The sequence below is a fragment of the Sessilibacter sp. MAH1 genome, from assembly GCF_054658315.1.
In genome coordinates this window covers 222,145-235,787 of record NZ_BAAGIC010000006.1, presented here as the reverse complement: position 1 = coordinate 235,787, position 13,643 = coordinate 222,145, and the positions used below count along the sequence as shown (strand labels likewise).

The following is a 13,643-nucleotide window of genomic DNA, read 5'->3' as shown; positions in this document are numbered from 1 at the left end:
TCTAAAACTAGAGCTGCTGATTCGTGTTTAAATTTAGGAGGATAGTTTTTATAGGCCATTTGTAGGTTCCTTTGTTTAGGGCAGTTTACCCTACAAGCTGGTACGAGATTATTAAACCACTACAAGTTCTCCGTTTTTTGCGGTTAATATAGCAACTGTATATTCTACCCCATCTAAATACTCTTCAACGAGAGAAGTTTGGTTAAAGTTATTTTTTAATGACAATACTTTACGCTCAAATTCGTCGAATGAAGATACATATGAATGCTCATCCACACCGTTGCTGTTTGCTGCACAAATAGGCTTTAAAAATAATGGATATTCGAGTGGTAATTCTTTATTACTTTGAAATTCATTTTCGTAAGCTGTGAAAAATAAAGCGGTAGATACTCCGTTTTCTTTTAAATACTGTTTTGCCAACACCTTGTCAGAATCGTACATTAATATGTTTTTCGACGATCCGGTATATGCTATGTTGTTATTCTCAAAATATTCTGACAGCCAAACGTTTTCATTGTTCTCAATTGGAATAAATTTAACGGCAATGACAACTAAATCAGGCTTTCTTGTTAACACACCCTCTAGATCCTCCAGTGATTTACAGGAAGAAAGTAGACATTGATGACCCATTTTCAGCACTGAATCAAGGACATTCTGACAAGCTTGAAGGCTGCCGAAACCTGTTTCATTTAGTGCACTATTTGGTGTGGTAACAATTTCTATATTCATAATAGTCCGAAAAGAGAGTGAAGTTAGGCTGATATTGACGAAATCAAGAAAAAATCACGATTGTGCAGTAGAATATACACGAGGCGACAATGATGAAACCAAATTCAGTGCTTCAGTATGCGCTCTAAGAATGAGAGTGTATACATTTATCAAGTCTTTGTTGGAGTTTTTTGCTAAGTTAAGGATAAAAATTTCAGCTCATTGCAAGGTCAGTCGAAGTTATTTATGCAGTTCTACTTTAAGTAAAATATGATTAATTACTTCAGGTTTTAATCAAAAAAAAGAGCTTAGAAAAAATTCCAAGCTCTATAATATTTTGTAAATTTGTCGTTATTGATATGAATAATGCGTTTAATTTTCGATGTAATTTATTGTCTATAGGAAACTCTGATTAACCTAGAGTTTCTCGCGACACAAGGATGTGTCGCCAATTTCAAGAACGGCAAGTGATTGAAATTGTGAAGAAATTGGAAATCACATTTTCAATTTCTGCCCTCTGATTAAATCAAGGATGAGTTAATCAGAGGTTCCTATATAGAAAACTTGTTAATTATTTTCCTTTGGGTAAATGCCATTTAAATACCTAAACAAATCGCTATTGGTTGACAAAACCACAGTAGAGTCTTTATCGATAATATATTTGTAAGATTCCATTGTTCGAGTAAACGTGTAAAAATCTTCACTCGATTTACTTTGGTTGTAAGCGTCAGCATAGATTTCTGCTGCTTTGGCATCTGCAAGACCTCTTATTTTTTCGACTTGCTGATAGGCTTCTGACTGTATTTTATCAAGTTCTCTCACTCTATCACCGCGAATTCTTGCGGCTTCACCATTACCTTCAGATAAAAAGCGTTCAGCAATTTGTCGTCGTTCACTTACCATGCGCTCGTAAATTTTTGGTCTAACACTTTCATTATAATTAATTCGTTTGAAGCGAATATCTAAAAGTTCGATTCCAAAAACTTTAACTTTATTTGCGGCTTCTAAAAAAATTTCTTCTTCTACCAGTTTTCTGCCTTTTTTAATGGGAACAAGTAATCCTACATTTAAGTCAGAATCAGAGCTGCTTAATATTTCAGCTTGGGAAGGCTCTCGATCTTTAGTGGTGCGTATAATTTCGATAAGCTCATGCTTTGCAACAGCGTTGCGTGTCTCACTTCCTAAAATATCATCCAGTCTTGATTGTGCGCTTCTCTCATCTCTTAATCTTAAAAAATACTGTAGAGGATCGACAATACGCCAGCGAGCATATAAGTCTACAGAAATGTAGAGTTTGTCTTTAGTTGGCATGTCAGAAGGATCACCATCCCATTCTAAAACGCGTTTATCAATAACGTTGCTTTCTTGAATAAAAGGAATTTTTATATTCAGTCCAGCATTTACAACAGGTTCACCAACAGGCTTGCCAAATTGAGTAATAATAACCTGCTCAACCTCACTTACCGTATAAAGTCCACTTTTTAAAGCAAATGCAAGAAGTGCTACTATGGTCATGACTAGAGTTGTTTTTATTAAACTCATTGAATGTCTCCGGAATTTCTTCCAAGGTTGAGCAAGGGTAGAATATTATTCGTTCTCTCATCGATAATTATTTTTGACTGAATTCTGGGCAGAATTTCTTGCATTGTTTCTATGTATATCCGCCGTTTTGTTACCTCGGGTGCTTTAATAAACTCAGCATATAAAGCATTGAATCGAGCGCTATCACCTTCAGCTTCGTTTATTCGCTTTAAACGATAACCATCGGCCTCTCGAATGCGTTGATCTTTTTCACCAAGTGCAAGTGGAATAACTTTGTTGTAATCTCGACGCGCTTCATTAATTAATTTTTCTTTTTCTTGCTGCGCTTGATTTACTTCATTAAATGATTCTTGAACAGGTTTTGGTGGATTGATATTTTTCAGCTGAACTTGATCAATACTAATGCCCATTGTATATTTTGCTGATAATTCCTGCATTTTAACTAACGCTTCGGACTCTATCTCTTGACGTCCAACAGTGATTACTTCATCAACTGTGCGATCTCCAACAACTTCACGCATCACAGACTCAGACACATACCTCAATGTTTCACTGGCCTCGCGAACTTCAAATAAATATTTTACAGGTTCTGAAATACGATATTGCACCACCCATTCGACTAATGCGGCATTTAAATCTCCTGTCACCATTTGTGTTTCTCGTTCGTTATTATATCTTCCAGAGTTTTGGTATGGATCCGTTGCGCCCGGAGTGGAAAACCCAAATTCTTGCTTCAACTGTCGCTTAATAGGAACGATGGTTGCTGAGTCGATACCGAACGGGAATTTTAAATGTAAACCCGGTGGTACATTATGAATATACTTACCAAATCGTTGAATTACTGCGACAGAATCGCTCGGTACAGTAAACGTTGCTGTCCACGCGAGAACACCGGTTAGAAAAACCAGAAGGAGTATAAAAACTTTTGAGGGGCTACCGCCGGAGAGAAATTTTTGCAAAAAGCCAGTTATTTGAGAAAGTATTTTAGCGAGATCTGGTGGAGAATTATTCCCTGATCCCCATGGGGAATTAGAGCCATCGATATTTTTTGGCATGTAGGTTGCCTTTTTATGATATGAGGCGAGAGCATCTCACCTAGATATCATTAAATGGGGACGCTGAGGTAAAAATCAAGGTGGTTGTTACAAAGATTACACTTATGAGTATGTTTTATTAATATAACATTAAAGAATAACGCATTGATAAGACCGTTAAGTATGCCTTATTCAATTTTATAACGATAAGCTGCATATTATTCATAAACTAATCGTGATATTTTTCTATCAATAAAAGTAAGCTGAAATACACATTTTCTTTGTTTACCGAGAAGACGGTGTTTAATAATATAATTTTTATTTTTCCATATCCCAACATTGTTGAGAGCGTGGTTTTAGTGAAAATGTTAATGAATTAATCTGGCAATATTTACCTAAATATCAAGATATAGATGGTCTGATACAACTTCAGTACAATCAAATAGCCATGCAACTGAACTAACAATCACGAAGATGCTTACAGCGTAAAACTTCAGAAAAAGTATTTAATAAACATTAATATTTTTTTGCGCAGTGCAAGCTTGAAATTAGGTTGTTACTCCAATTCATTTACCTATATTTCTTCAAAAAATTTATTGAGAATTACCTTTAAAAACAGACATGGTTATCCAGTGTCAGTTTCAAAAATATTCCAAGATATTTCTCTACGCCAACTACGATATTTAGTTTTAATGTATAAAATGGAGCGGCATATAAATTCATACTAGTTTGGTATGTTATGGCTTTTCCCAGCTAAAATCCGATAAACTATTTTCACCTTTTTAATATTTTTATCGGCTACTTTACTGAGCGAGCTATATCTGGCGAACATAGCGAATAAACCATAGAAGAGCGGTAAGCACTATACCAGAAACACTAAAAGTAAATTAGTTCAGTGGAGAATGAGCTCTTTGTGGCTGAAACGAGGTTGGGCAATTTGTTAGGCATTTCATTGCAATGTAAGTCCTAAAAACAACCCATAAAAAATAAGAATGTGGCCGAGGTGTGATTTTATACCCTGAGTTTTTAATATAAGCCCTGAAGCTATAAATGAGGCGCCAAATATTAGGAACCATACGGCATAAGTACCTTCCCAGTAACCACAGGTAGAATTATTTACATCACATACCAAACTTCGGAAATGAATAATCATAGAAAGAACAATAAGTAGAGTGCCAAACCCGATTTCGCCTCGGCTTATCCATAATTTTATTTTTTGCACTTCTTTATACCTTAGATATTTTGTATTTTATAACGATTTGAGATCATTTATCGTTCTGATTATTCTTTTGCGGTGGATGCTATAACCGTTTGTAAAATCCAATAATTCTTTTATGTATTTATTTTGGCAGACAGAAAATGCCTTTTAGTATTTGGGCTACTTTACCTAGAAGACTAGATTTAAGGAACTTGCCACAGACGGCGCATTGGGAGCTTTTTATAGAGCAATTTTTACACATAGTCCATGCTGTATTGCAGTAGTAACATTCTGATTCTTTATTTTCTGAGTGCCATGTTTTATGGCACCTCGGGCAAGCCTTAAAAGATCTATTTTGATTACTTTGACATTGCTGACTGCAAAACAGAGGTTTTATTTCCATATCGCTACAGTTACGCTTTCACAGTTGAAGCTGTGTATCGGTATTCGTTTAAATGTTTATTAAAATAAACTTAAAAATACCCAAGTTATTTTAACTTTTATAAATTCTTCAATAAAGGTTCGCGGCCGTAATGTAGCATCGACATAAAAATCCAAATCTAATCCAGAAGAACGTTTTCCTCGCGGAAGCGAATAAGAGAAATCAAACTCGGTACGCAGCTTTCCGCCATTAAGCAATCGCTTAAATTGCCCTTTTATTGAAGCAATACTTACTTCACGCAGTAACGATTCCTTCATTACCTTTTCATTGAAAGCGAGATCATAAGCACTATGATCATGCACTACATCATTTAAGCTTTTTAAAATGCAATCCCTGAGCTCTTGATCTAAAGCATATAGGTTTTGATAGTATTCGTCGCTTTGACCAAGTGCAAAGAAAGCTTTATCTAATACTGGGAATTCTTTGGGAAGTTTTTCTTGAGTCCATCCACCCTCTTGACCGATATAGCCAATTTTTACTCCTCCGATATCATATTCCTCTCCATTTGCGTCATAAACCACCAGATGGAATGTAGATTTAAAACCAAAATCATCCCAGTTGTTCGCCTCCAAATAGGCAACACTTACAGCACGCTTTCGTTTAGAGTAGTAGCGCGAATAAGGGGGAACGTTGAATATCAACTCAACCATATCATCTACCCATTATTTATAATTTTAGAAAATTAAGCTCGATACAATCCGGTTAATTTTAACGGTGTTTTTTCCAGAATTTATCGTCATAGCACATCTATCTCAGGTAATTTTCTGAAAGCTATCTTGAAAGGCTTTTCTCGTCAATTTTTTTATCAAGTTGGCAGGCAATTTATTTTGCTTATTTTGTACCGTGTGTTTTGGTGAATGATGGCAGTTTAGGTGATTTGTTCTTCTGCAATTTAGGCTGGTTATGAAGTTAAGCACAATTAATGTCAGTTATTGATTGAACCAAGAATTTTTAGTTTGCGTTTTTAATTTAGGATTTTTGGAAATAATTTTAAAAGTGCCAACCAGTAAATATGCTCTGATGTTATGCGTGAAATACATAGTAGCAAAGCAGATCGTAATGATTATCGTGATTGCTATACGTAACCTAACCCTTAACGCTCCGCGCGCAATAGAGCACACAATGCGAGTCCAGCTCGGCTTGAAGCGCGATTGTGCTGTCGCTTGCTATAAGGCGAGTTTTGCAGCGAGGACTGTGTTGCATGTTGAAATATATTGATTGATGCAAGCCGTTTCACTACGAGAATACCACGATACAAAACATAGGTTATCTCCAGAACCCTCTATTGCTTTGAACTGCCCGTTCGCCCGTACTTGCTTCGCTTGGACTTTAATGAGCCCAGGGAAGTTGAGCGTCAAACCGTATGTGGCCAGAAATTTGAACTCCCCTGACGCGTAGTCCTTTTCTACATCCACTTTAGTGTCTGATGAAAGAATCCGATTCAACTCAGCTAGCACTTCAGCGCCACAATAGTCCGCGAATGCATTGACCGAAAAAAATAGTGGCAGAACAACAGCGATAGACTTGAGCATTAGACATCCTTATAACGCTGCCAGCCCTACCGCAAAGCGATAAGGCGAAAATCGCTGGCTTTGTTAATTTAGAATACATTTGTCTTGTTTATTTTAGTACCGCAATACAGGCAGCTTACGTGCCTAGGAGCAACGATTCTGTTGCAGCTAGAGCACGTATTTGTAGGTGCTATTTTACCGTCTAGTTTGCCGTCTCTGAGATCAATTTCTTCTATCTTCTTTAGTAGCATTGCTTTTGAGAAACCGATTTCTTCAAAAAGCTCACTCATTGCCATACAGACCAAAGAGAGGTGGTCTAATTTAGCTTCTAATTCGCTGATATTTATTTCGTTGGAGATAGTCCTTTGTTTAGCCTCCCCCGCTTTCGATAAAGCTTCAGTTCTCGTCTTTTCTATTCTGTACTGTTGGAATATGTCGAATAAATCCATAGTCTTTCCGATAAGAGTTAATGCCCAGCTAATCCGCCGGAACGGAGTTGATTGTTTTGTGCGAGAGTAGCGAAAAAGCACAAAACGAGCAACGCAGTGGAGGTCGATTTGGGCTGCTTGTTAGGCAGACAAGGTGCTCAGTGGTGGAACCACATAACATTTGAGTGGAAAACCTCGCTCTTGGGTTGTCGTGGTAATTAGTGAGCATATTTCCTCTGCTATGTCGGCTTCGGTACCATACCAAACAGCTTCGCCATGTTCGTGAACTTCTGCCATTAGGTTAAACGCCTGCGACTGACCGAGCTTCAAATACTTCCTGAATGCGGCTGCAACGAAATTCATTGGCGTTTCGTCATCGTTGAGAATCTTTATTCCGTAGCCGTTACTTACAGTAAAGAAGCTGCCTCTTCTCTGAGGAAGTGCTTCTTCATCATTGAATGCTTTGGTGAGCCAGTTGGTGAGGTGCTTGAGAAACATCTTTATTGCCTAACGCTTTTTTAATAGGCCGCATTGCTGCGAAGTAGCGCTGTTTGCGGTCCAGCTCGAAGGGCGATTATTAACAAACTTGTATAGTTGATTATTCAGAGCAAACCGAATGAAATGGAAGGCCATCTTTATACGTATAGTATTCAACGCATTTCCTTCCATTCGAGGTGATTTCTCGCTTTCCTGAATCTAGGAACTCATAGACCTCACCGTAGGATACGATTCCATTTTGGTTTATATCCATTTCACTCCAAGAATATCTATCATCGCAGATTAGCACTAAATATGGCGCAACCCCTATGCTGAGCAACAGAGCGAATATCGAGATTATCGGTTTGATATTCATCATACTATTTATGAGCCATAACTCCTTGGTAAGGGGCAACCGAAACGCAGTGTAGGTTGTCCCGCGCAGACCGCGCTTTTTGTGGACGGAGTGTACTTGACCACCTTGTTATGGCTAAGGCCCATCGCCAGTTTGGTTGACTTCATATGATAATAAACTTAGTTCTTCATTGAACTTAAATACTAGAACTGCGCTAAATGTAACGAATATATAACTCTCAATATCTTTATCTAAGGCATAGCATTGAAGTTCTACCCTATGACAACCGTGTGATAATTTCTTTGAGTCTAGATAGGCTGCTACATCAGATTTTGATGTGCCAACTGGAGTATTCTTGCTTAATTCCTGTTCCCAATACGCCATTTTCTTATCAATGGATCCACAAGCGGAAATTAGCGATATTAAAATTACGATGGATAGTAACTTCATGATTTAGAGCCATAACGCCTTTGCCACAGGCTGACGCTGCGAAGCAGTGGCAGTCCAGCGCAATTAATTGCGCGATTGTGCGCAAACTTGTTATAGCTTTTTATCTGCATTTTATTTCATTTATTATTTGCCGAAGTAATTGCTCACAATCTGCCTCTGAAATCTCTGCCGTTTCTAAGAGTGGGAGCAACTCATTTTCTTGCTCTGAAGTTAAAGGAGATTCTCCGTAAGTACTTGCAAAGATTTTGTTTCTTGTTGGGCTTTGAAGGCCTTTGTCTAGAGAAACCCAAAACTCATCATTTGTTTCGGTTGTAAAAGATAAAGCAATCGAACCACCATCTGATGCAACCGCGCAATTTATAAGGTTAAGTTTCAATTCCTTTCTCTCTTTTTAATGGCTATAACAGTTTAATAGATGTTTTAACGATGCTTTTTCCGAATTTACCGTCATGTTGACATCTATCTCAGGTGATTTTCTGCACGCTATCTTGAAAGCTCTTCTCCGTCAATTTTTTTGTAAAGTTGGCAGATAATTCATTTTAATTATTTGTGCAGTGTGTTTTGGTGAGTGATTGTTTTTTTTGAGTAATTTGTTTTTCTGTGATTTAGGCGGGTTATGTAGTTAAGCATAATTAATGGTAGTTATTGGTTTAACCAAGAATTTAGTTTGTATTTTCAATTCAGAATTGTTGGAAATGCGATATAACGAAAGGTTTTACCGATTTTCAACCCATAATCGCTTTTCCGTGTACAAGTAGGCGGCCCGGTGAAGATGTACACGTCAAAATTCAGTGATTTCTCCAACAACTCAACCGTTTCTAATGCTCCGCTTTTTGGGCCAAGGCCTAGAAAGAAGTCTTCTTAAAATTGAGGAAATGCAAGATCACAATTCTGCGCTACCGAATTTGCACACGCTTCTTTAAAACTACAAAGAACGTCATCCATGTCCATATAAATAATCATACATTTTCGCTAGTTGAGCGTAATGCTGCCATCTCTTAATGGTTTTGTTAGTGCTTTTAACTCTCATTCCAATTTGACCAAAGACTATGCAACCTAATTGGATTATTGGGAATACAACTATGGCTTTTTAGATACTCTTTAAGAAAGAGCCACTTTGAGTAAACACGCTGTAAATATACAAAGATAAACAATATTAAAGTCCACTTTATAGTAGGTATATATCCTTCTAAGACTCTCTCCCACGCATATTCGTTGCTGCCTGAGTTGTACAAAGAAGAGCCATATAAAACTACCAACAGACCAAAAATGAAAGGAAGCCCTCGTATCAAAATCAGTTTGGATATGGGCAGGATTTCTGTCGTTAGATAATATCCTATATAAATTTTCGAATTCTTCACCTAATCTAGCTCACAGGGTACTAAAGCCCGGCACACCAGCCGATTGGAATGTAGCGTATGGAGGTCTAAACCAAAGGCCGATACAGGTGCCGCTTGTTATGAGTTTTACTACTCGTTTCTTTCTGGGTTAATATTTTTTGGAATTGAATTTATTACCTTGTCTACCATGTCGCAAACGTTTTTTTCAGGGGACATAAAACAACTATTAACTGCCAGACCGAACAACGAAACCCACGAGCCCATTAAGAGTCCTGTTTGTAGGCCGAATAATTGAATGTCATACATTGTACACTCTGGGCTCATAAAGCCTTGCTAAGTGGCAATCGAATATAGGAAGCTCTGATTAACTTAGAGCTTCCAGCGACACATGGATGTGTTGCCAATTTCAAGAACTATAAGTGATTGAAATTGTGAAGAAATTGGAAATCGCATTTTCAATTTCTATTCTCTGATTAAATCAGGGATGAGTTAATCAGAGGTTCCTATAGCGTAGGTTGTCCACGGAGGCTACGCTTTTGTGCTGGAGTGTATTTGTTAGGAATTTTACGGTCCAGTGAGGCCAATACCAAATTTTGCATTTGTAACCACAAAAGACTCATGCACCAATGCAAGCTGCCAGCGTTGAGTAACCAAAGGTCCAGCAAAAATTGATTTGTCACAATAGAGATAATTATGTATTCCCTCTAAGCCTAAGAAAGATCGATTTTCAGCCCAGTGACACTTAAATCCCTTGGCCTCTAGCTTTGGCTTAGCTTCTCTTGCATCGGAACCAATCGGAGCAATGGACAATAATTCATCTCTCGCTACACTCTCATCATCGCTAAACGGCGATACACAAGCAGAAAGACTGATAGCGAGAATAACGATGCCAAGTACTCGATTCAATTTGATTCCTAACAGTTTATGATATGTTTTTAACATAGCCAATCTTCACCACTATCATTGATTTTACTGCTTTAAATGCTGGTCAATAAACTAAAAATTTACCACAGTTTAACGTGTACAAAGAAGAACTAACTGAATCGATTTTAAGATAGCAAAACACAAAATATTGGTTACCAAACTGGCCATTTAACACTTTAGTTTGCTGAGGTTTCAGTCACTAAGAATGATAAACATCAGCGACAAAATAGTTATTAAATTCATCAAGAAGAATACGTATAACGCCGTCGTAAATTACTGCTTAAGGCGCAGGTAAAGTGGTCAATTTGACGGCCTTGTTAAAGGCAGGTTTTTGACAGGAGAAGCATACCAAACAAAGACCTGTCCATAAGTGACCACCGATCCCACAAGCTTTCCGTTGATTAATTTTACTTTGTGCAATGGTGCCCATGCCTGCTCTGACTTGGTTGTACCGCAATTCATTAGAAGGAGTTCATTCCCATCGTTTACTAACTCTGAGAGTAAAAAATTACACTCAAGATCGTATTGATCTCTGTAGTAGCCTGAAACCCCGCTTTCAGTCTCTGTAATCTCGAAATACTTTGGATATTTAATCTCTCCAAAATAAGTTTCCGGCATGTCAACCTTCGTTACTTGCCACATTCCTAAAAAGTCATTAGCAGATGCGATATTTGTCAGCAAACAAAATAACAATGTGGTACAGAGCTTATTCATGGTTTCCTTTTAATACCGAGCTAAGCAGCAGTTTTTAAGTGGCGGTTTTGTGCGCAAAGCGAGCAGCACAGTGGAGGTCGATTTGAGTTACTTGCATGGTGTAAATAACACGATTTCCCATCACGTTATGAAAGGCTTCTTGTTCGAATATTTGTAATAATTTACTCGTACCTATTCTTTTGTTCCATACCTAATTGATATTGCAATTCAAGAAACTCATCCAATTTTGAAACTAAATTATCACACTCTAACTGGAGGCTGGCGTTTTTAGTTTTAAACATTTCATCATCAAGAAAAAAATGAGCTTCATTTTTTTCAGCAAACTTTGCTATCGCAAGCGCACTTTTTGCAACCTTCATTTTCGCTTCGTTTATTTTTATTCGAAACTCGTGATTTTCAATTAATTTAGGGAGTGCTACTGCCCAAAAGGATTTTCTCCTCGATTCATCAACGGTTTCACAAAGAGTGCTAACACTAGCACGGCTATACTGTGTCAGAATGCTTTGACTTTTTAGCTGCTTCTCTGCAAAGCTGATCGGCACGCTTTAGTAAAAATGGAATACGATTGCCGCCGAACATATTCATTATTCTATACTTAGCTACTTCGATATCGCTCGTTGAAGTGACATATAGTGGCTTTTCACTTTTCCCTCTAAGTATTTCGCACTCCGAGGCTATGCCTTTAAACCCTTTCTTTGCCACTCCAACGACTTCTATTCTTTTATCCAGAGCATCAAAAAGCCTTTTGCCTAATCCTGGTATTTGCTTTCCATCGAGATAGACATACCCATCAACAACGATACAAGAAGGCGCTATCCTATGCTCATCCAATAGTCTCAAGATGCAGGGCAATTCGCGCTTGTAAAAATCTCCTGGAATGTATTCTTCAATTTTACGCAAAAAAGAGATGTACTCAGCTTTTGGTTCTTCAGAATTCCATTCATCGAATAATACTCCAGCTACAAACGCCGAATTATCATCGTATTGAACATCAACTGCTAGAATAGTCACCCTAAACCCTCATAGTGCCAACTCCCATCCTCATTTTTCTTGAAATAGGCGCCCCATTCGGTATTTACAGTAGTCGCAAAATAATGCAGCTCTACTTCATCGAGTTTTATATCAATATATGCAAGCTCTTCTTCATAGCTCTCTTTAGGGCTATAAGATCTATTTCGTGCTTCTATATCCATTTCAACAATCTGAGAAATGATAGTTTTGGCATTTTCCATAATTTTTTCGTCGATGCGTCCACCTTGTGCCTCTAGTATCACTTCAAATGACCTATCCTCTGGCCCAATTTCACAAAATCCATGCTCCGCTTGCTCGTGAAGGTATATTTCCACAATACCTCTGTGGCGCATTTGCTCAAGCTGAACCATCGTATAATCTCGGTCCCGCTCGGTAATCTCTGTTTTCTTACCCTTTTGAATGCGATATAAACCGGCCTTTTGATACGGAACGATTTTCAACTCTGTAGAATTGAAATCCTCCAAAAATAAGGAAGACGGATACTTGTCTAGGCTATATTTGTGCATAGTTTTTTTAATATATATAACGCCCAACTAAACGGCGAGTGTTAGCGAGGCCGGTGAAGGCCACATTTTTTGTGGCCGGAACGCATCTGACGGCCTTGTTAAAACGGGTCATCTGATTTTGGATAATTTGCCAGTTCATGCTGTTTTCCACAGTACTTACACACCGAGCTAATTTTGAGCTTGTAGTTAACCAGATAACTGCAAGCGTTTATAAATTTGGGTAGAAAGTAATACAAGAAAGCAAAAACGATTAACCCGCCCGTGATCGTAGGCTGTCCTAAAATTCCCCTCTCTGCAATAGAGCCGTCTTCCACCGATGAAACTAGGGACGCAGCACCAAGCCAAGCAACAAGGAAAGCAATACCCAAAAAGAAGCTAAAAAGCATCGTAAGACCGATGGAGTCAATGATGCTGGCCCGATAATTTATTTTAGGTATTAGATATTTATTACAGCACTTTTTCATAAGAATTTTAACGTCTCAAACACTGGTTTGGTGAGGTTGGCGACTTTTTTGGAACAAAAAAAATGACAGCTTTTCCAAGCCCACGTGCTTTGACTTGTTATGTGATTTCAACTTCATTACTACCTTTTTCACCTTTGTATTTTAATGTATATGTATTGCCTCCGGACACTAACTTACTTGAACATTGAAACTCCGGTGGCTTTCCATTCTTTTTGCCGAACTCGTTCATATTGAAATTTACTTTGAGTTCGGCGAGATCTATATCAGGCAGCTGAATGCCATGTTCATTTAAATCAGAAAGGAACCAATCATTTAATACAAGTGGCATGGTTAGTTTTGAATGAGGCTCACCATTAAAAAGACAACCTCCTGTTTTAACGTCAATTTCAAGTCGACCTGAACCCAACTTATTCAGCTGTTCAAAATCATTCGCTAACTGCCATCCACAAAACATGTGACAGAAAATATGTACTTGATGCTTGAATCTCTTCCTTCTCACGACTCTGACTTCACATAAC

The 13,643-nt window shown here is 37.9% G+C and carries 15 protein-coding genes; all 15 read right to left on the bottom strand.

The genetic code is table 11. The features are described from left to right. Positions 1-111: 111 nt before the first annotated feature. Positions 112-729: a D-alanine--D-alanine ligase family protein gene (locus tag ACYQ28_RS08665; protein ID WP_460049269.1), complete on the bottom strand. Its 618-nt coding sequence runs from the start codon at positions 727-729 to the stop codon at positions 112-114. A gap of 546 nt (positions 730-1,275) precedes the next feature. Beyond that, a complete protein-coding gene (hflC, locus tag ACYQ28_RS08660) occupies positions 1,276-2,250 on the bottom strand; it encodes a protease modulator HflC (RefSeq protein ID WP_460049270.1) in 975 nt (324 codons plus the stop codon). Next, positions 2,247-3,305, bottom strand: a complete 1,059-nt coding sequence (gene hflK, locus ACYQ28_RS08655) for an FtsH protease activity modulator HflK (protein ID WP_460049272.1) — start codon at positions 3,303-3,305, stop codon at positions 2,247-2,249. The genes hflC and hflK overlap by 4 nt, the downstream gene beginning before the upstream one ends. 1,639 nt (positions 3,306-4,944) lie before the next feature. Further along, positions 4,945-5,574, bottom strand: coding sequence for a hypothetical protein (locus ACYQ28_RS08650; protein ID WP_460049274.1), 630 nt, complete (start codon positions 5,572-5,574; stop codon positions 4,945-4,947). A 516-nt stretch (positions 5,575-6,090) separates the two neighbouring features. After that, complete coding sequence (locus ACYQ28_RS08645) at positions 6,091-6,456, bottom strand: hypothetical protein (RefSeq protein WP_460049275.1); 366 nt, start codon at positions 6,454-6,456, stop codon at positions 6,091-6,093. 68 nt (positions 6,457-6,524) lie between these two features. Beyond that, positions 6,525-6,884: a hypothetical protein gene (locus tag ACYQ28_RS08640; RefSeq protein WP_460049276.1), complete on the bottom strand. Its 360-nt coding sequence runs from the start codon at positions 6,882-6,884 to the stop codon at positions 6,525-6,527. A 120-nt stretch (positions 6,885-7,004) separates the two neighbouring features. Continuing rightward, positions 7,005-7,361: an ATP-dependent Clp protease adaptor ClpS gene (locus ACYQ28_RS08635; protein ID WP_460049277.1), complete on the bottom strand. Its 357-nt coding sequence runs from the start codon at positions 7,359-7,361 to the stop codon at positions 7,005-7,007. A gap of 469 nt (positions 7,362-7,830) precedes the next feature. Continuing rightward, positions 7,831-8,145 carry a hypothetical protein gene (locus ACYQ28_RS08630; RefSeq protein ID WP_460049279.1) on the bottom strand — a complete coding sequence of 105 codons (315 nt, stop codon included), beginning with the start codon at positions 8,143-8,145 and terminating at the stop codon, positions 7,831-7,833. Between the two features lie 100 nt (positions 8,146-8,245). Further along, positions 8,246-8,521: a hypothetical protein gene (locus ACYQ28_RS08625; protein ID WP_460049281.1), complete on the bottom strand. Its 276-nt coding sequence runs from the start codon at positions 8,519-8,521 to the stop codon at positions 8,246-8,248. A 1,528-nt stretch (positions 8,522-10,049) separates the two neighbouring features. Continuing rightward, positions 10,050-10,391, bottom strand: coding sequence for a hypothetical protein (locus ACYQ28_RS08620; RefSeq protein ID WP_460049282.1), 342 nt, complete (start codon positions 10,389-10,391; stop codon positions 10,050-10,052). A 318-nt stretch (positions 10,392-10,709) separates the two neighbouring features. Next, positions 10,710-11,123: a hypothetical protein gene (locus tag ACYQ28_RS08615; RefSeq protein ID WP_460049283.1), complete on the bottom strand. Its 414-nt coding sequence runs from the start codon at positions 11,121-11,123 to the stop codon at positions 10,710-10,712. Positions 11,124-11,284: 161 nt separating this feature from the next. Continuing rightward, a complete protein-coding gene (locus ACYQ28_RS08610) occupies positions 11,285-11,482 on the bottom strand; it encodes a hypothetical protein (RefSeq protein WP_460049285.1) in 198 nt (65 codons plus the stop codon). 124 nt (positions 11,483-11,606) lie between these two features. Then, positions 11,607-12,134 carry an endonuclease V gene (locus tag ACYQ28_RS08605; RefSeq protein WP_460049287.1) on the bottom strand — a complete coding sequence of 176 codons (528 nt, stop codon included), beginning with the start codon at positions 12,132-12,134 and terminating at the stop codon, positions 11,607-11,609. Then, positions 12,131-12,661: a hypothetical protein gene (locus tag ACYQ28_RS08600; protein WP_460049289.1), complete on the bottom strand. Its 531-nt coding sequence runs from the start codon at positions 12,659-12,661 to the stop codon at positions 12,131-12,133. The genes ACYQ28_RS08605 and ACYQ28_RS08600 overlap by 4 nt, the downstream gene beginning before the upstream one ends. A gap of 561 nt (positions 12,662-13,222) precedes the next feature. Then, on the bottom strand, positions 13,223-13,579 hold the full coding sequence (locus ACYQ28_RS08595) for a hypothetical protein (protein WP_460049290.1): 357 nt from the start codon (positions 13,577-13,579) through the stop codon (positions 13,223-13,225). Positions 13,580-13,643 lie beyond the last annotated feature (64 nt).